The sequence below is a fragment of the Cellulophaga sp. RHA19 genome, from assembly GCF_002813425.1.
Taxonomy (GTDB): Bacteria; Bacteroidota; Bacteroidia; order Flavobacteriales; family Flavobacteriaceae; genus Cellulophaga.
In genome coordinates, this window is the sequence record NZ_PHUL01000001.1 from 2940850 (window position 1) to 2959027 (window position 18178).

The 18178-nt window shown below is 28.5% G+C and carries 19 protein-coding genes and 1 riboswitch; of the genes, 9 read left to right on the forward strand and 10 right to left on the reverse strand.

The features are described 5' to 3' along the window. Positions 1-197 precede the first annotated feature (197 nt). The gene (locus tag AX016_RS13000; RefSeq protein ID WP_100896015.1) at positions 198-827 is read right to left on the reverse strand and encodes an alpha-ketoglutarate-dependent dioxygenase AlkB family protein; all 630 of its coding nucleotides are present in this window, start codon (positions 825-827) and stop codon (positions 198-200) included. Between the two features lie 290 nt (positions 828-1117). On the opposite strand from AX016_RS13000, the gene AX016_RS13005 reads away from it, so the two are divergent. From AX016_RS13005 to AX016_RS13015, 3 genes are all read left to right on the forward strand, one after another. Further along, positions 1118-2011, forward strand: coding sequence for an AraC family transcriptional regulator (locus AX016_RS13005; RefSeq protein WP_100896016.1), 894 nt, complete (start codon positions 1118-1120; stop codon positions 2009-2011). A gap of 132 nt (positions 2012-2143) precedes the next feature. Continuing rightward, positions 2144-2620, forward strand: coding sequence for an Hsp20/alpha crystallin family protein (locus tag AX016_RS13010; RefSeq protein WP_100896017.1), 477 nt, complete (start codon positions 2144-2146; stop codon positions 2618-2620). Between the two features lie 69 nt (positions 2621-2689). Then, on the forward strand, positions 2690-3157 hold the full coding sequence (locus AX016_RS13015) for a hypothetical protein (protein ID WP_100896018.1): 468 nt from the start codon (positions 2690-2692) through the stop codon (positions 3155-3157). 67 nt (positions 3158-3224) lie between these two features. Here AX016_RS13015 and AX016_RS13020 read toward each other — a convergent pair whose 3' ends face one another. The 3 genes from AX016_RS13020 to AX016_RS13030 all read right to left on the reverse strand — a co-directional run bounded on the left by AX016_RS13020 (position 3225) and on the right by AX016_RS13030 (position 6789). Further along, positions 3225-5087 (reverse strand): T9SS type A sorting domain-containing protein, encoded by a 1863-nt coding sequence (locus AX016_RS13020; RefSeq protein ID WP_100896019.1) that lies wholly within the window; start codon positions 5085-5087, stop codon positions 3225-3227. A 373-nt stretch (positions 5088-5460) separates the two neighbouring features. Beyond that, positions 5461-6081, reverse strand: coding sequence for a hypothetical protein (locus tag AX016_RS13025; RefSeq protein ID WP_100896020.1), 621 nt, complete (start codon positions 6079-6081; stop codon positions 5461-5463). A gap of 138 nt (positions 6082-6219) precedes the next feature. Beyond that, entirely contained in the window at positions 6220-6789 is a 570-nt protein-coding gene (locus tag AX016_RS13030) for a phosphatase PAP2 family protein (protein WP_100896021.1), read from the reverse strand. 81 nt (positions 6790-6870) lie between these two features. Between AX016_RS13030 and AX016_RS13035 the strand changes: the two genes are divergently transcribed. Next, positions 6871-7683 carry a DUF1853 family protein gene (locus AX016_RS13035; RefSeq protein WP_100896022.1) on the forward strand — a complete coding sequence of 271 codons (813 nt, stop codon included), beginning with the start codon at positions 6871-6873 and terminating at the stop codon, positions 7681-7683. Between the two features lie 9 nt (positions 7684-7692). On the opposite strand, the gene AX016_RS13040 is transcribed toward AX016_RS13035, so the two are convergent. Both AX016_RS13040 and AX016_RS13045 read right to left on the reverse strand, forming a co-directional pair. Beyond that, entirely contained in the window at positions 7693-8400 is a 708-nt protein-coding gene (locus AX016_RS13040; protein ID WP_100896023.1) for a LytR/AlgR family response regulator transcription factor, read from the reverse strand. 1 nt (position 8401) lies between these two features. Further along, positions 8402-9379 (reverse strand): sensor histidine kinase, encoded by a 978-nt coding sequence (locus AX016_RS13045; protein WP_100896024.1) that lies wholly within the window; start codon positions 9377-9379, stop codon positions 8402-8404. Between the two features lie 213 nt (positions 9380-9592). Between AX016_RS13045 and AX016_RS13050 the strand changes: the two genes are divergently transcribed. The 5 genes from AX016_RS13050 (at position 9593) to AX016_RS13070 (ending at position 15792) form a co-directional block, all read left to right on the forward strand. Further along, positions 9593-10915: a serine hydrolase domain-containing protein gene (locus AX016_RS13050; RefSeq protein WP_157811132.1), complete on the forward strand. Its 1323-nt coding sequence runs from the start codon at positions 9593-9595 to the stop codon at positions 10913-10915. A gap of 4 nt (positions 10916-10919) precedes the next feature. Continuing rightward, on the forward strand, positions 10920-11783 hold the full coding sequence (locus AX016_RS13055; RefSeq protein ID WP_100896026.1) for an ABC transporter ATP-binding protein: 864 nt from the start codon (positions 10920-10922) through the stop codon (positions 11781-11783). A gap of 4 nt (positions 11784-11787) precedes the next feature. Next, positions 11788-13335, forward strand: a complete 1548-nt coding sequence (locus AX016_RS13060) for a hypothetical protein (protein ID WP_100896027.1) — start codon at positions 11788-11790, stop codon at positions 13333-13335. Positions 13336-13381: 46 nt separating this feature from the next. After that, positions 13382-13480: riboswitch (SAM-I-IV-variant riboswitch) on the forward strand. 47 nt (positions 13481-13527) lie between these two features. Continuing rightward, positions 13528-14844 (forward strand): Na+/H+ antiporter NhaC family protein, encoded by a 1317-nt coding sequence (locus AX016_RS13065; protein ID WP_100896028.1) that lies wholly within the window; start codon positions 13528-13530, stop codon positions 14842-14844. Positions 14845-14889: 45 nt separating this feature from the next. After that, entirely contained in the window at positions 14890-15792 is a 903-nt protein-coding gene (locus AX016_RS13070; RefSeq protein WP_100896029.1) for a DMT family transporter, read from the forward strand. Between the two features lie 15 nt (positions 15793-15807). Here the strand turns inward: AX016_RS13070 and AX016_RS13075 are convergent, their stop codons facing one another. Genes AX016_RS13075 through AX016_RS13090 form a run of 4 tightly spaced genes read right to left on the reverse strand, consistent with a single transcriptional unit; the run spans position 15808 to position 18151 of the window. Beyond that, a complete protein-coding gene (locus AX016_RS13075) occupies positions 15808-16536 on the reverse strand; it encodes an SCO family protein (protein WP_100896030.1) in 729 nt (242 codons plus the stop codon). Beyond that, complete coding sequence (locus AX016_RS13080) at positions 16451-16939, reverse strand: toxin-antitoxin system YwqK family antitoxin (protein ID WP_232732628.1); 489 nt, start codon at positions 16937-16939, stop codon at positions 16451-16453. Before AX016_RS13080 ends, AX016_RS13075 begins: the two co-directional genes overlap by 86 nt. Before the next feature lie 55 nt (positions 16940-16994). Further along, on the reverse strand, positions 16995-17840 hold the full coding sequence (locus tag AX016_RS13085) for a YHYH protein (protein ID WP_100896031.1): 846 nt from the start codon (positions 17838-17840) through the stop codon (positions 16995-16997). A gap of 20 nt (positions 17841-17860) precedes the next feature. Further along, complete coding sequence (locus tag AX016_RS13090; RefSeq protein WP_100896032.1) at positions 17861-18151, reverse strand: EF-hand domain-containing protein; 291 nt, start codon at positions 18149-18151, stop codon at positions 17861-17863. Positions 18152-18178 lie beyond the last annotated feature (27 nt).

Sequence of the window (18178 nt, forward strand, 5' to 3'; positions counted from 1 at the left end):
GATTAATAATTACTTTGCAAAGGTATATACATACACCTATAATTTTACTGTATAAAAAAAGGTAATACAGGTATAAAAGGAGGTTTTAAAGAGGTTTTTTCTTAAAATTTCCCTAAAAAAGGTAAAAAAAGATGTTTTTTGACATTAAAATGTACATTAAGCAAATGTTAAACCTTTATTAATACAAAGTTTGCTATTTAAGCAATCCACCTAAAAGTTAAATTTATTCTTGGATGAATCTGCTTTTTTGTTTTAGGAATTTTATGTTTCCAATTGTTCTGCGTAGCACCTTGCATTAATAAAAGACTACCGTTTACCAAAGGGATATCTACACGTTGCAGATCTTTACGGGATACGTGTTTTAGTTGAAATGGTCTGGTTTCTCCAAAAGTAACCGATGCAATTACCGTGTTTTTACGCTGATCTCCTTTATAATCTTGATGCCAATCTACACTGTCTTTTCCATCTCTGTAATAATTTAAAAGACAGCGTGAGAATTTAACGTCTACCTCCTGTTCTATTCGCTCTTTGATAAAAAGTAAATCGTCATTCCATAAATGCATTTTACTTTTGGTAGTGGTATATTTTACGTCTTTATTAATATCGCCATACCAAGCGGTTAACCTAGGATAATCTACCAGTTTACCGTGAATAATAATTTGCTCTTGTTGCCACGGTGTGTTATTTAATAAACTCTTATACAGCTTATTACTTTCTTCTATGCTGAAGAAATTTTCAAATAAAATAACATCTGCTCCTGGTAAATCATATATTGTTTTACGGACTTCTTCTGTTGAAAATAAATTGGTTTGATTAAATAAATCCATTCGTACTACCTATTCTTTATAATGCATCAAATATGTCGTAAATTCAGTTTAAAACTTACCAAAAGTAGCAGTTCTGTAGTATTTATTTTACAACCATTTTTTGATTACTTCGTTCATTTTTTTTTAAGGTTGATTTATAATTACAATGCAAAGATAAAATCAGTATAAAATAAAACTTATGTATTTAAAAAGGGTTGTTATGTATAAAAAGAGGTTATATAGTAATTTATATGGAGTGATAATCTTTATTTACCTAAATTTGCTTCATATTATTTAATAATTACGTAAAAATGCAAATACTAGAAGCTTATAAACCTTTTGAAATACAAGAAATAGAATTATCAGATTGGAAACAACGTCCTGTTAAAAACAATTTTTTCGAGTTAGTTTTAATTAAAAATGGTGACGGAACTCAATGTATAAATTACAATGACTATGAATACGAAAAAGGAAGCATCTTTTTATTACCTCCATTAAAATGCCATTCTTTTAATATAAACAAACCAACAACATTTGTCTTTTTAAAATTTACTGACTCGTTTTTTAAAAATGCCAATAGAATAACTATTGACAGAAACGAGTGGTTTAAAGAAGCTTCCTATATTTTATCTAACTATAACCAACTTCCTGGAGATATTATTAAAAATGAAGTTGACAGAAATTATTTAGAAAACCTAGTTGGTATGATTTTACAAGAATCTAGAAGCTATGGTGAAGAGTCTGTAAATTTAGTAACAAGCCTTATGACTAGTGTGTTAGAAATATTAATACGTAATATAAAAAGGAGTACTTATTTTGAAACCCCAAAAAATAATACGGATGACAGAATTACAAAAATGCTGACATATATAAACGAGAATATAGACAAAACACAATTGCTTAAAGTTGAAAATTTGGCAGATGTTTTTAGTATGTCTCCTACTTATGTTAGTGAGTTTTTTAAAAAACAAATAAGTATGTCTTTACGAGAATACATTATTAAAGCCAAGCTTAAACTAGTAGAAATTCGTTTATTAAACTCAGACTTTACACTTACACAAATTGCAGATGAATTAGGTTTTACAGATGTTAGCCATTTATCTAAAACCTTTAAACGCTATGCAGGTACTAGTATACGTGAGTTTAAAAACAATGGTGAATATATGTTGTTAAAAAGAGGTGCTTGTGCTTCTCCAACAGCATAGATTTTAACTTCTAATTTTTAAGATTTTTTTAATATGTCAGCATAATATGTTGGCATTTTTTTTGCTGATAATATTTTACAGCTTAAGTGTTTAAGCTTTTGATTTTTTGTTTAATTTAAAATTTTTGTAATTATGAGCAATTTAATTAATGTTCCTAAAAACGGAGGTTTAACAAGCACAAATTCACCTATTAACTTCCCAAATTGGTCTAGAGTTATAGACGATATGTTTAATGTAGATTTACCTACGGTATTTACATCAAACTTTAATACTGGTATTTCTTTGCCCAAAGTAAACATTAAAGAAACTCCAGACTCTTATTTAGTCTCAATGGCTGCCCCTGGTTTAAGCAAGTCTAATTTTCAGGTAGAAATAGACAATCATTCCTTATCTATTTCTGCAGAAATTAAAGAAGAAGAGCAAACCAATGAAGAACAATATACACGTAGAGAGTTTGGATATTCTTCTTTTAAAAGGACTTTTACGCTGCCAGAAACTGTTAATGACTCAAAAATAGAAGCTACATACGATATGGGTATTTTAAACATTAATTTACCAAAAAAGGAGGAGGCAAAACAAAAGCCAGCCAGAAAAATTAATATTTCCTAATTACTAATTTTAACAGGAAGCAGCTAAAGCTTCCTGTTATTTTATAGAGTTTAATTAATTTATAAGGTTATGAAAAAGTATATATTAATATCATTTCTAATTTTACTTAACGTTAGCTGTAACGGACAAAATAGCAGCAATAAAATAAATACAGAAACTACTAAAAAGGTACCAGAAGGCAATTGGAAGGTTAATAAACAATATGATGACAAAGGAAACTTGGTACAGTATGACAGTGTTTACTCTTGGTCTTCTTCTAATAAGTATGATGATTTGTCTGATGTACAAAGAGACAGCATTATTAGCAATTATAAATCTAAGTTTTTCTCTAGCTTTAATACGTTTCCTAAGCAAATGACATTAGATTCTTTGTTTATGGATGACTTTTTTAATGAAGATTTTTTTTCTAGTGATTTTGGAGAAGACTTTATGCAACTAGACAAGATCAGAGATAGAATGATGCAACAGCAGCAGCAGTTTTTTAATAAATATTCTTCTAAAAATAAACTTAAAGAAAATGAAAAAACTAAATTATAAATAAATAAAACCCAAAACATAACTAATGTTTTGGGTTTTAACTTATCAAAGAGTATTATTATTATTATTATTTAGATATAACAATTTTTTGCTTTGTAGATTCTCCGTTTTTCTTAGCCAATTCTAGTACATACATACCATTTTCTAAAGAAGAAACATTTAGTTTACCGTCAGCTATATCTTTTCTTAATACAACCAATCCTTGTAAATTATAAACCTTAGCTTGCACATAGTCTGTATTGCTAATATTTACAGTATTTTTAGCTGGTATTGGAAAAACAGTAAGTTCCTCTTCTGCTATTTTTTCTGTAGAAATTAGTGCTCTTTCTGCAGTATTAGATTTAGCAAAAGTTAATCTATTTAAAGACCAATACTCATTTGCGCTAGCAGAAACATCTACCTTTAAAACTCCATTAGAAACAACTACGTTACGTAACACTGCATTTTTATACTCACCTGTTTTTGTAGATACCTTAACAGATTTATTACCACAATTAATAGCATTATTTTTATGAGGTCCTAAACGATCTCCAAAAGTTGCTGTAACATCATAAGTACCATTTTCTACAGTAAATTGTAACGTTCTAGTGTTACCTAAACCATATGCAAAATCTCTATTTAAATCATTTGTACCGTTAAAGCTGCCTCTATCTGCATAATTAACTCCGTTTTTAGTAGTCCAAATATCATCATTTAAACCATAAGAAACTCTAGTGTAATTAGGAAAAAGTGCAGAACTCTTAGAACCAAAATCAAAAGACCCTGAATTTAAAACACCAGAATTTACAGCACTATTAGAAGCTACAGGCTTATAAACTCTAATCCAATTTACAAGTAAATTATTATCTTCAAAATTGTCTAATTCTGCATCTGTAGAAGACCTATTGGCCTCTGCTTGCCAACTCTGGTCTTCTACATTAATTATAATATCCATTTCTTTTGTAAACTTTCTTCCATTACGTAAATAATTAAAAGGATCTATAACACTAATATTAGACTTGTTTTTTGCATCGTTTAAGCTTGTAGCAATTTTCATTTTTTGATAGCCATTTACTCTATCTAATTGTCCATTAACACCTGTACTTGTTACGCCTGCTGGATAAGTATACTGCCAAGTACCGTCTGCCAATCTAGTTTGTACTGCTGTATCATCCAATACACGTACCATTTGTCCGTCTACATAATACTCTAACCTTGTAGGCGAAACCCAATTAACTCCAATTCTTACTACTCTACCACCCCATTGTGATACTCCATCTTTTCTCCACCAACTATTAACATCTGCAGGTTGGTAATCTTTAAAATTAGGAGGTCTAATAAATACATGGTGACTTAGGTGAATTTTATTTGAAAAGAAACTATTTCTATTATCATCTCCAGGTCCACCGTAACACTCAATTATATCTATTTCTTGTTTATCATCTGGACTAAGTAACCAAATGTCTGATGCTAAAGATGAGTTCATCACTTTAATACTTGCCTCTACAAAAACTGGGTATTTAACACGAGTTTTATTAGTAATACAACCAGCTCTAGTTTCTGGTCTAGATATTAAGCTACCAGTAGAACCTACAAATGATTTTGTTGCTCCAGGTACTCTAGAAGCCCAAATGTTTAGACTTCCTCCAGAAACAGCAACATGATCTTGTCTCCATACGGTTGGTCCTGGTCCTGGCCAATTATTAGGTTGACCATTTGCTTGGTTATGAAATTTATTATACCATTTAGCATTATTAGTGGGACCAAAATCTGATACACTATTTGTTGGCATAAATTGATAATTAAAATCATCACTGGCATTTGTTTGTAATTTCCACTGTTTACCAGAACCCGCATTTGCAGGTATGGGTATGTTATCCCAGTCGTACTGACTGTGAACTAATAGAAATTGAAAAAATGCAAAAATCGATAGTAGGCTAATCTTCTTCATAAAAATGTAGTTTAAATATTAATTAAATTATTTCTCTGTTGAAAATTCATATCCTGGGGAAGACTAAATTTTTATTACACAGCTAAATTAAAATTTAACAAGATTATTATGACAAGTCTAGACTAGACTTATACTCAACATTGTATGTTTTAGAAATAAATGCACACATACTACCATTCTGTTAAACGTCTAAAACATTGTGTGTTTTCAACTTACAGATACTTCAAATTAATAATTAATAATAAATTACTTACAAATTAATTTAATAGCAAAACTATAGTTTGTCTATATTATAAAACAAAAAAGGTTGCCTATAGGGACATAGGACAACCTTTATTAAAAGCGGGGACTGCTTTATATTGTATATTTAAAATTAGTCTTTTATGGTAAGTTCACCATTTTCATCGGCTTCAAACTCAACTTCGTAAAAATTAGTTACTATGTTACGCCCTTCTATAGTTTCGTTATTAGGTTCTGTAACATGTATTTCAAAATCTGATGATACCTTGTTTGTTTTGCTATTCGCTTCAATGTAATATTTTCTAACTTGGTAGTTATCTATTTCCATTTCATCTTCAATAAGCACAACTCCTTTATTTATATTAGAAAACATTGCATCTACATCTATATCACTGATTTTTAGTTTACCCTGAGCGTTTTTTATATAAAAGTTTTTCTGAAATGTATCACTCAAAGCCTCTTCATCTTCTAAAATAGCTTCTACATTGCTCGTTTTTGTAGCGTAACGTCTGCTATACAATTTGCCATCTTTTAAATATTTAATAGTTATGCTTCCTAAATCTGAGTTTAAATCTTCTTTAGAGTATAACTCAAATCTGTAAACTTCTAAATCTGCTCCAAAACTAGTTATTGCTAATTGTTTGGCTGCTTGTAAGCCTTCTAGTGTAGAAATCCTAATTGTATCTTTATCGCTACCACAAGAGGTTATTGCCAACATCATAAGGATAAACGTAATTTTTAAAGTATTTTTCATTTTTTTGTTTGATTGTTTCACACTTCAAAACTAGCCAAACAGTAGTAAAATCTTACATTAGAATGTAAAAATGAAGCTATCTAATATATATTTAAGTGTAGTTGATATATTTCCGTACTAAAAGTAAAAAAACAATATCTAAGAGATAAGTAGTAAAGTAGCTCCAAACAATGAACCTATAATTAAGCCTGTAACAACTTCTTTAGGTGTATGCCTTTTTAGCACTAATCTAGACCATAAAACAAGTAAGGTAAAAACAATTAATGTAGAGCCTAACATTAAGTTTACATGAATAATAGCAAGTGCCAAATAAATATTAATGGACACGTGCATAGAAATTTTGATGAAAAAATTAATTCCAAAAGAAACTATTAACATTAAAGTAGCTAAAGAAAAGCTTGTACATATATAGCTTGGCTGGTTTGTATACAATAAAAAAGCCAATACAATTAACATTAATGGTATGGCAAATATATATAAGGATTTACGCTCTTTTTTATTAGAGACATCTAAATCTGTATACTTACCTCTTCTTTTACCTATATAAACCCAAGCTATTAAGACCAAAAAAAAGATCCCATAAATAAGAGTTAGCGTATGGGAAAAAGTGTTTTTAGTATCGTTTAGATTAAAAATTAGAATTAAAAAAGGAAATAACAATAAAGGATGTCCTAATATTGATAAAAATTGAGCTATTTTAATTTTCATTTAAACCATTTATTATCACAAATATAGTTTTATTTGTACAAATAGTTAATTAATTACTGTAAGTGTTTTTTTTTACTTTAGATGATAACAAACCATAAAAATATAGAACTGCAATATACTGGTTATATAAACACTCCTTTATTATGGGTAGATAAACTTGTTTATGGACTACAACAGTTTAAAATTAATAATATAAAAACAGCAGTCTTTAGCGAGCAATTACCCTCCAATTTAAGATTAGGCAAACGTGTAGAACGCTATGTTAGTGCAGAACTAAATGAATTAAAAAGCATTAATGTTTTAGCAGAAAACATACAAATACAAAACAATAAGCTTACCATTGGAGAATTAGATTGTATTTTAACTAAGGATGATGTACCACATCACGTAGAAATAATATTTAAATTTTATTTGTTTGATGCCTCTGTTGGAAACACAGAAATAGAACACTGGATTGGGCCAAACAGAAACGATACATTACTTAAAAAGCTAACCAAGTTAAAAGAAAAACAACTACCACTACTCTACAACACACATACAAAACCATTATTAAAAAGTTTAAATGTAGATGCAAATGCAATACAGCAATTTGTTTTTTTTAAAGCTCAGCTATTTATACCCTTTAATACTAACGTAGAATTTAAGGACTTAAATAAAAATTGCATTAAAGGATTTTATGTTAAGCATACAGCTTTATTACAGTTTAAAGATTGTAAATTTTATATTCCGTCTAAAACTAATTGGCTACAAGATGTACAAACCCAAGTAAACTGGCTTAAATATGATGAGTTTATTTTTGAAATAAATACCTTAATAACAGCTAAAAAGTCCCCTTTATGTTGGATTAAGTTCCCAAACGGAGAGTTACAAAAGTTTTTTGTGGTTTGGTGGTAGTTATAAAAATTAGCCAGATACTTTATCTAAAATACTTTTTCTATACAACTTTCCTAAGGGTAGTTTACTATTGTTTTCTAGTATAACCTGGTTACCGTCTATTAGTTTTAGTTTATTAAAATTGATAATAAATGATTTATGTACACGGATAAATGAGTCAGGTAGTTTTTCTAAAAAGCTTGACAGTGTTTGTGGTGTTAAAATCATCTTATCAGCAAATATTTTTATATAATTACCATAAGCTTCAATATATAAAATATCATCAAAATTAACTTTAATAATTTTCTTATCACTCTTTACAAAAACAGAAGTTTGTACTTTATTTAAATTTACTGCTAAGTTGCTAGTTTCAGTCTTTGGTTGTTTATGTTGTACTTTTAATACGGCTTGTAAAAAACGTTCTAAAGAAAATGGCTTTAGCAAGTAATCCGTAACAGCAAGCTCAAAACCCTCTATAGCATACTCAGGATAAGCAGTTGTAATAATAACACTAGGTTTTTGTTGTATTGTTTTTAATAAACTTAAACCTGAAAATTTAGGCATATTAATATCTAAAAATAATAAATCTACTTGCTTTTCATGTAAAACCTCCAAAGCCTCAAGAGCATTTTTACACGATGCTATAACTACTAAATTTGGTATAGTTTCTATATAATTTTCTAAAATTTGACGTGCAATTGGCTCATCATCAACAACAATACATTGTAATTCTTTCATATTAAAAATGCAACATTAGCACTACACTAAAAGTTTCTTCTTTATTATTTATGGTTAAGTTATGTTTTTCTGGATACATTAAAGCTAGTCTTTTCTTTGCATTTACAAGACCAATTCCATTTTTTTCTTTTTCTAAACTGTTATGATTTAATGAGGTAAAATCTTTAGTATTTTCACATTTAAAAAAAAGTTTATTTGATTCTACTTTTAATGATATAGATACTTTACTTTTTTTAGCATTTAAAACACCTAAATGTTTAAACGCATTTTCTACAAAAACAATAAAAAGCATTGGCGCTATTTTTATAGAAGATGTATTACCCGATTTTTCAAAATTAATAATAGTGGTCTCCTCTAATCTTATTTTTTCTAAAGAAATATAATTATCTAAATATTCAATCTCCTTTTCTAATGGTACTAATTTTTCCTTTGTTTCATATAAACTATAGCGTAACAAATCTGATAGTTTTAACATTAAATCAGGTAATTTATTAGACTTAATTACAGATAAACCATATAAATTATTAAGTGTATTAAATAAAAAATGAGGGTTTAATTGTGCTTTCAGTAGTTTTAATTCGGCTTCCTTTTCTTGTTGTCTTCGTAAAAAACTATCTCTTGCAAATTTTAGAGATGAAGCAAAAACTAAAACCAAAACCATTATTCCAAAGAAATTAATAAACATTCCAATTTTAAAATCTTGATGTGTAGCCTCTTTAATTAATAAGACAGATATAATGGTAAAAAACACTGTGTTTAAAATAAAAAACAAGAAAAAAAGGTGTTTTTTTTCTCTAAAATAAGGCAGAACCAATAAGTTATTTATATAAACAGAAGGTGCTATTAATAGTATAGTAAATATTGCAGAAATTATTACATTCTCTGTATTTATTGAAGTTAACAGAATGATAAAAAAGAAAAACCAAATAAAGAGGTTTTGCACAATTTTATTATCTATCCAAGAATCTAATTTTGACATTTATGTTATTTAATGAACTACTCAAAAATAGTACTTCATCTCTAAATTTCTCTTTTTTAATGACAAAAGTTAACTAACAGTATCTATACTCCTCTTTTTTAATGATAACCGTAGTTTTCTTGTCTTATCATTTTAGAGATACCGTTTGTCACTATTTATTTTTAATGGCAGTTTATTAGATGAATTTTGATGTATAAATTAAAATATATACATATGAAAACTTTACAAAAACTAACATTATTAATGTTTATACTCATCCAACTCATTGGAAATAGCCAAACAAAAGACATTAATATTTTTGCAGAAAAATATAATTCTATATTAAAAAAGCAAAACAAAGGAATTGCAATTTTAGTTAGAAAAAATAATAAAACAGAACATATAAGTCTTGGCAACTTTAACCTAACAGAACATAGCGTTTTTAATATAGGTAGTGCTACCAAAACCTTTACTGCTATTCTTATTTTACAAGAAATGGAGAAAGGAAATATTAAACTTACAGATAGTATTGGCAAATACCTTTCACCTATAAAAAACGTAGACCCTTCTTTAACTATTAAAAGTCTATTAACACACGAGAGTGGATTAGATGAAGTTATAGGAGAAAACATAGAAAAAATTTTCTATGCTAAAAAAGATTCACTGTATAACATAAATTTATTAAATGAGGTAGAAAAAAGTAACCCCAAACTTAAAGGTAAATTTAATTATTGCAATACTAATTATTTTCTTCTTGGAAAAATCATAGAAAAGGTAACAGATCAAAACTATTTTGATTTGCTAAGAGAACGCATTTTTATACCTATTAATATGAAAGAAACCTACCCGTATGTTCACAAAAACATCAACAATTTAGCAACTCCTTTCTATAAAAATAAAGATGTTACATCCTACATAGATTATAGATATTTTGCAAATATTGCATATGCAGCAGGTAGTATTGCTTCTACATTATCTGATATGGAAATATTTTATACCTCTCTCTTTGAAACCGAGAAACTATTACAAAAAGAAACATTAAAACTAATGTTAGAGTCTGGTAATAAAACTTACGGTTACGGCATATTTAAATTCAATTTTAATAATAAAAACTATTACGGTCACGGAGGAAATAATATAGGATACGCTTTTAGAAATGAATACAACCCAACAACTAAAAATTTGTATTTAATATTTTCTAACTCAAAAAGCATTACTTCTAAGAAAGCAATTACTAGCGATTTATTGGCTTATGTAAATGACAATTCAATATCTAACTTTAAAAAAATAGACTTAAAAAAATTTAAAAAATACACAGGAACTTATTTACTTAAAGAAGCTAATTTAACTTTAAATATAATACAAGAAAATAATAAAATGTATCTAGTAGTTGATGCTCAAAAGGTTAAGAGTGAACTAATTCAAAAAAATGACAAAGCTCTTTATGATACTACTGTAGGGGTTATTTTAACTCAAATAGAAGGAGATAGTAATAGTCTAGAGTTTAATCAAAATGGGTTTAAAACTGTAATTAGTAAAATAAACTCTAAAAATTAATACTATGACACTAGAAATACAAAATGTATCTAAAAAATACAATAAAAACCAATATGGTGTGAAAGATTTTTCTATTAGTATAGAAAAAGGAATATTAGGCTTATTAGGTCCTAATGGGGCAGGAAAATCTACTTTATTAAAAATGATAGCTACAGTTAATAAACCAACTAAAGGCTGCATTATATTAAACAAAAACAATATTATTAAAGATGCTAATTATATGCGAAAACAATTGGGTTTTTTACCTCAGGATTTTGGTGTATACCCAAACTTAAATGCATACGAATTTTTAGAGTACATAGCAGCTATGAAAGGAGTTGGCGGAAATAATCTAAAATCTAGAATATCAAAATTACTAGAAGGTTTAAACTTAATTGACGCTGCTAAAAAACCAATAGGAAGCTATTCTGGAGGAATGAAACAAAGAGTTGGTATTGCACAGGCTTTACTTAACAATCCTAAAATTGTAATTTTTGATGAACCTACAGTTGGTTTAGACCCAGAAGAACGTGTACGCTTTAGAAATTTAATATCTGACTTAGCAAACGATTGTATAGTTATTTTATCTTCTCATATTGTTTCTGACATTGATACTATTGCAGATAAGGTTGCAATTATGAAAAAAGGCACTCTACTTTCTTACGGAACTCAAGAAAATATATTACAACACGTAACAAATAAAGTATTTGAGACAACTATTGATAAAGAGAATTTAACAGCTTTTAAAGCTGATAAAATTATAGTTAGTGCATCAAGAAAAAATAACCAATTATTAGTACGCTATATAACAAATACACCTATTGAAAATTCTATAAAAAAAACAGCAAATTTAGAAGATGCTTATCTCTACTTAACCAAAACAAAATAAGGCTATGAATTCATTTTTTAGTATTGTAAAATTAGATTATAAACAACGTACAAGAAGTTATGCTTTTTTAATAACTCTTTGTACTAGTTTAGCAATTGCGTATACTTTTGTGCCAGAGCCTAATGCTAACTATTCTACAATTAGAATAGCTGATTATGTTGGAGTTTATAATTCTGCTTGGTTTGGCTATGTTACCGCTATAATGACAAGTATTTTTTTATCGTTAATAGGTTTTTATCTTGTTAATAGTGCAATAAAAACGGATACAAATACTAAAGTTGGACAAATTATAGCTACTACAAGAATTAAAAATTTTAGTTATTTACTTAGTAAAGTATTAAGTAACTTTTTAGTTCTTTTAACTATAGCTCTTGTAGTTTTTATAATGAGCATCATACTTTTCTTTTTATATAATGATAATTATTCTTTTAACCTTTTACAGTTTATAAAACCATACGCTCTTATTACTACTCCTGCATTGTTTTGCATTGCTGTTATTGCTGTTGTTTTTGAATTAGTATTAAGTAAATATTCTGTTTTACAAAATGTCTTATTCTTTATTATTTATTCTACTCTAATTTTGTTTTCTCCTAAAACAGAAAACAGTTACACATTAGACATTTTAGGAAGCAATGTTGTAATACATCAATTAGAGAAACAAGTTAAAACCATTACAAAATCTACAACAGATACAAATTTAGCAATAGGATATATAGTAGGAAATACAAGTAACTTTAACAAATTTGAATTTAACGGTATAGATTTCCCTACTTCTTTTATTATAAGTCGTTTTCTATTGGTGGTTTTAGGTCTTATTATAATACTTGTTTTGTCCAAATTTTTTCATCGATTTAATATAACTAAGTATTCTACATCTAAGGAACAAGAAAAGAGAATAAATAAGCCTAATACAACACACCAAATTAATTTAAAAGAACTATCTAATGCGCAAATAAATTATAGTATTTATCCATTATTAAAAGCAGAAATACTACTTATACTTCGAAAAGGAAAAAAGTGGTTATGGATTATAAATATATTGGGAATGTTACTTTTACTATTTCTTCCAATAGCTGTTTCTTTCAAATTTATTTTACCTATTTTATGGTTTTTACAAGTACATAGGATTTCAGATTTATCAGTAAAAGAAACAACATATAATGTAGACTATTTTTCTTACTCTGCTTACAAGCCTATTTCTAGAGTGCTGTTTTCTCAACTATTAGCGGGTGTTTGCTTATTCATTTTTTTAGCTTTACCATTAATATTACGTTTGACCATTAACTTAAATTTTTCATCTGTAGTTTCTATATTGTTGGGAAGTATATTTATAGTATTATTAGTAGTTACGCTTGGTATATTATCTAAAGGAAAAAAACTTTTTGAGGTCTTGTTTTTTATGATAACCTACGCAAACATTAACAATATTAATTATGCAGGTTATTTTGGAGCCTTAGGAAGTACTAATTTGTTTAACTGTAAAATGATGTTGTTATTAGTGGGTTTAAGTACATTCTGTATTATAGCAAGAAAAAGAGAACTTAAAAAATAACAGAAAATTATGATTTTATCTCGTTGTTATGCTTTAGTTTTGCGCACTTAATTATCAAGAATCTCAAAAAAGAGATAGCAACCTGCATTAACAAGCAAGGTGCTAAAAAAGGATAAGCCAATACTTTGGAAAAAATGTTAATTCAGCTCCACTTATTTGTCCTTTTCTTTTTGGTTCTGCAAAACTAAAAAAATGACACCCATTAAAAACAACAAGCCTAGGTTTATTGCTTTACTCCCTTTATTTGTATTTGTATTTACATTTTTAGGTGTAGGTATTTATCAAAATGATTTTTATGCTTTACCTGCACCTATAGCAGTTATAGCCGGTATTATTGTAGCTTTTTTAATTTTTAAACAAAGCATAAACTCTAAAATAGAAACACTTTTAGCTGGTTGCGGAGATAGTAAAATACTAACAATGTGTTTAATATATTTGTTAGCTGGTGCTTTTGCTACAATTACAAAAGAGACCGGTAGTGTAGATGCTATTGTGAACCTTGGTTTAGATTTTATAGCCATACAATATATCTACTTTGGAGTATTTATAATTGCTGCATTTTTATCTATATCTACAGGCACATCTGTTGGTGCAATAGTTGCACTAACTCCTATTGTTATTGGCTTTGCAGATAAAGGAGGTGTGTCATTAGCTATACTTTGCGGCGCTCTATTAGGTGGTTCTATGTTTGGAGATAACCTTTCGGTAATATCAGATACTACAATTGCAGCAACACAATCCTTAGGCGTAAAAATGAGTGATAAATTTAAGCAAAACATAAAAATTGCCTTGCCAGCAGCACTCTTTACAATTGCTATTTTAATAGTTAAAGGCGCTGCTTTAGAGTCTAACAATTTAGAAGATGTTACATACAATTATTCATTACTAAAAATAGTTCCTTACATATTAGTAATTGCGCTATCTGTAATTGGCGTAAACGTATTTGTTACACTATTGTTAGGTGTATTAATAGCTGCCGCAATTGGTATTTTTTATGGTGATTTTACGCTTATTGAATCTACCAAAATTGCTTACAATGGATTTACAAGTATGACAGAGATTTTTCTACTATCATTACTATCTGGTGGATTAGCAGCATTAGTAGCTAAAAATGGCGGTATAGATTATATTTTAAATAAGATTAAAACCCTTATAAAGAGTAAAAAATCTGCTCAATTTGGTATTGCAACCTTAGTTAGTACAGTAAATATGGCTATAGCAAACAATACAGTTTCTATTATTATTTCTGGTTCTATTGCAAAAACTATTAATGATGAGTATAAATTAGATAATAAAAATACAGCTTCAATTTTAGATATTTTTGCCTGTATTACACAAGGTTTACTACCTTATGGAGCACAAGTATTAATGATTTTGAGCTTTTCTGATGGAAACCTAACTTACACAGAACTTATTGGTAATACTTGGTATTTACTTTTGTTAATTATCTACACCATTATTTACATTAGCTTGTATCCTTTTAAATTGAAGAAAAGTAGTATAAATTAAGATATAGTTCTATTAAAATTTATCTAAAAAGTTATCTTCGCGGCCATGTGGATGTATTTAGGTCTTTTATCGGCTTTATTTTTAGGATTACATAATTTATGTAAAAAACACGCTGTACAAGGTAATGAAGTGTTTCCTGTACTTTTAGGTACTATAACAGCAGGTTTTTTGCTCTTATTACCTTTTTATTTAGGTTCTAAATTTTATCCTGAATATACTAAAGAAGTAGGTTTTTACATTACAGATATTCCTTGGCAAAAACACGGTTATATTGTTGTAAAATCTATGCTAATGGCTGGCTCTTGGGTTTTAGCATACCAAGCACTAAAGCATTTGCCCATTACTATTGTAACACCCATACGCTCTGCAGGACCTTTTTTTACATTTATAGGTGCTATTTTTATTTACCAAGAAAGACCTAATCACTGGCAATGGATAGGCTTTTTTTTAATTATATTTTCTGTTTTTTTATATTCTAGAATTGGAAAAAAAGAAGGTATCAATTTTAAAAATAACAAATGGATTTTTGCTATAATTGGTGCCACATTTTTAGGTTCGTCTAGCGGATTATATGATAAATTTTTAATACAAAACGTAAATTTAAATCCCCAAACATTACAATTTTGGTTTTGCTGGTATACAATTTTAATTTTATTGGTAATACTTGCTATAACTTGGTTTCCTAAGGCAGAAAAAAGAAATGCTTTTAAATGGAGATGGTCTATACCAGCTGTTGGTATTTTATTGCAAACAGCAGATTATTTTTACTTTAAAGCATTACAAGATCCTGATGCTTTAATTATGTTATTATCTGCAATAAAAAGAAGCCAAATATTAATTGCTGTTGTCTTAGGCGGAATTTTATTTAAAGAGAAAAATAAGCGTAAAAAGCTAATTCCGCTTGCAGGCATACTTTTAGGCGTAGCATTAATACTATACTCTAACTAGCTTATATACTATATTTTAAAAGCTCTCTTTTAAAGTTTTAATATCTTTTATTAATTGCTGTATAGCTGTTTTGTTTAATCCATTATAAATACCTCGTATACGTTGGTTTTTATCAATTAACACAAAATTTTCTGTATGTAAAAAATCGTTTTCAGTTTTTAATTCACCCAAATCTTCTTCAATAAAGTAGGCATTTCTACCTAAATCATAAATATTACTTCTATCTCCTGTAACCAAGTGCCACTTATTAGATACTATACCTCTATTCTCTGCATATTCTTTTAAAATAGCTACAGTGTCAATATCTGGTGTAACGCTATGTGATACTAATAAAACATCGTCATCATCTTTAAAAGTCTCTTGTAAAACACTCATATTTGAAGTCATTTTAGGACAAATACCAGAACAAGTAGTAAAGAAAAAATCTGCTATGTATATTTTATCTCTAAAAGTATTACTTGTTACTATGTTACCGTCCTGATTTAGTAAACTAAAATTAGGTATTGTATGTATTTCTTTAAGTTCTTTACTATCTTCTGCTAGCCATTTTGGAGTAAAACTAGATTCATTATAAAACGGCAAAGCACTTACGCTTTGGTTTTCTAGATTTTGCTTACAGCCAACAAAAAGAGTCGTAACTAAAAAGATAACAACTACATTACTTAATTTGTACAATCTCGTCTTCCAACTGAAAACAAAGGTTTGCTCTTTTAAGTCCAAAAATTCTTCCGTCTTTAGCTTCATAATTATTATAAATTTTTCCGTTTTTTCTCCAAGCTTTTTGTATGCCTTCTTCTCTACCGTTAACAATATTCATTTCTTTAAACTTTGCCCCTGTATTATACCACTGTTGTTGCAACCCATTTACAACTCCTTCTTTAAAAACAGATTTAGACCTAAGTTTACCATTACGCCACCAAGAATTTACAACACCTTGTTTTTTTCCGTTTTTATAATATGCTTTATAACTAAGTAAACCTGTGTAAAACCACTTTTTATAGTCGCCCTCTTTTTTACCGTTTTTATAGCTAATACTTTCAGATTTTCCTCCGTGTTTATAAAAACTAACGGCCAAACCAGTAAAAGGCTTGCTTTTGTAATACACAAGCCCTTCATTACTTTTTACTTCTAATTTTTTCTTAGACACAGCAATACTAGGTGTGCAACTACTAACAAAAAAGAGTATTGCAACTAATACTAATTTATAAAATAGTATTTGGCGTTCCTTGGTAATCACCTGGAAATAAGATGTAAAATTGATTAAGATATAATTCATTTTGTATATGATAATGGTATTCTTCCTCTGTTGTATGTTGTGTGGTACCTATGTGTCCGCCAGAAGCATCTAAATCTGTAGGGTAATCACTTGTAGCATTACATTTTCTTCCATACAGAAAAAAACCATCTGCCATAATACCAATTAAATTTTGATCATCATTAGACCACGCTTTAGTTTCTAAATGATAATGATAACTTTGTGGACCTGTATGAGCTGCTGTAAAATCTAAAGATCCTATTGCATCATCTAAAGGCACATTTGGTCCCTCTTCATCATTATAAATCATTGCGCCACTAATTGCAATGCCAATTGCTCCTAGACCTGTAGATATACTTGTTGTTGCTTTAATGGGGTTTTGGGGAACAGTCAGCGAGTATGAACCATTAAAGTCATCTATATTTCCAGGAGCCATTTTATCATAACTTGTAACCGTAGGTTCTACAAATAAAGCGTGATTTGTATCTGCGGCTTCAGTTGTAAGTGTGTTTCCCATTGGGTCTACTGCACTACGTTCTGTAGTATTAGACCAATACGGAGACGTATGGTTTGGCATTCCGTTAGTTTCTATTTCTACATCAGAGCCGTTTAACAAAATAGTTACATTATCTGTATCAAATTCAGCAAATGCTGCATGTAATTCTCCAGTTAACTCAGAGTCGTCTGTATCATTTTCAATAGAATTACTATCATTACTACAGGCTAAAAATGCTACTGTAGTAATTATAGCAAGTACTAATATGTTTATATGTATTAATTTAATCTTCTTCATATTTTTATATTAAATAATTCCTATTTAGATGGCTTTTCTCTTTTTTCTGGTTTAGGCATTTTTTCTATTTCTTTTTTAGTTAAAAAGCCATCTTCATTAGTGTCAATTTTTTTAAAATCTTTTAATAAAGGCCCTTTTACTTCTTTTTTTGAAAGTTTACCATCTTTATTAGCATCCATCTGCTTAAAAATTTCTTCAATTGTTGGTCTTTTTCGTTGCTCTCCTTTTGGTGGTTGGGCTTTTAAACCAATTGCAAAAAATGCTATTAACACCACTCCTAAAACTCCCTTTTTTACTCTTGTACACTTCATAATATTTGTTTTTAAAATTCAACTATT

Excerpts from the sequence above, each read along its gene's own strand:
- AX016_RS13065 (WP_100896028.1), top strand. The coding sequence starts at position 13,528 with ATGACACCCATTAAAAACAACAAGCCTAGGTTTATTGCTTTACTCCCT.
- AX016_RS13000 (WP_100896015.1), bottom strand. The coding sequence starts at position 827 with ATGGATTTATTTAATCAAACCAATTTATTTTCAACAGAAGAAGTCCGT.
- AX016_RS13020 (WP_100896019.1), bottom strand. The coding sequence starts at position 5,087 with ATGAAGAAGATTAGCCTACTATCGATTTTTGCATTTTTTCAATTTCTA.
- AX016_RS13045 (WP_100896024.1), bottom strand. The coding sequence starts at position 9,379 with ATGTCAAAATTAGATTCTTGGATAGATAATAAAATTGTGCAAAACCTC.
- AX016_RS13005 (WP_100896016.1), top strand. The coding sequence starts at position 1,118 with ATGCAAATACTAGAAGCTTATAAACCTTTTGAAATACAAGAAATAGAA.
- AX016_RS13055 (WP_100896026.1), top strand. The coding sequence starts at position 10,920 with ATGACACTAGAAATACAAAATGTATCTAAAAAATACAATAAAAACCAA.
- AX016_RS13090 (WP_100896032.1), bottom strand. The coding sequence starts at position 18,151 with ATGAAGTGTACAAGAGTAAAAAAGGGAGTTTTAGGAGTGGTGTTAATA.
- AX016_RS13035 (WP_100896022.1), top strand. The coding sequence starts at position 6,871 with ATGATAACAAACCATAAAAATATAGAACTGCAATATACTGGTTATATA.
- AX016_RS13025 (WP_100896020.1), bottom strand. The coding sequence starts at position 6,081 with ATGAAAAATACTTTAAAAATTACGTTTATCCTTATGATGTTGGCAATA.
- AX016_RS13070 (WP_100896029.1), top strand. The coding sequence starts at position 14,890 with ATGTGGATGTATTTAGGTCTTTTATCGGCTTTATTTTTAGGATTACAT.
- AX016_RS13030 (WP_100896021.1), bottom strand. The coding sequence starts at position 6,789 with ATGAAAATTAAAATAGCTCAATTTTTATCAATATTAGGACATCCTTTA.
- AX016_RS13085 (WP_100896031.1), bottom strand. The coding sequence starts at position 17,840 with ATGAAGAAGATTAAATTAATACATATAAACATATTAGTACTTGCTATA.
- AX016_RS13075 (WP_100896030.1), bottom strand. The coding sequence starts at position 16,536 with ATGAAGCTAAAGACGGAAGAATTTTTGGACTTAAAAGAGCAAACCTTT.
- AX016_RS13040 (WP_100896023.1), bottom strand. The coding sequence starts at position 8,400 with ATGAAAGAATTACAATGTATTGTTGTTGATGATGAGCCAATTGCACGT.
- AX016_RS13050 (WP_157811132.1), top strand. The coding sequence starts at position 9,593 with ATGAAAACTTTACAAAAACTAACATTATTAATGTTTATACTCATCCAA.
- AX016_RS13015 (WP_100896018.1), top strand. The coding sequence starts at position 2,690 with ATGAAAAAGTATATATTAATATCATTTCTAATTTTACTTAACGTTAGC.
- AX016_RS13010 (WP_100896017.1), top strand. The coding sequence starts at position 2,144 with ATGAGCAATTTAATTAATGTTCCTAAAAACGGAGGTTTAACAAGCACA.
- AX016_RS13060 (WP_100896027.1), top strand. The coding sequence starts at position 11,788 with ATGAATTCATTTTTTAGTATTGTAAAATTAGATTATAAACAACGTACA.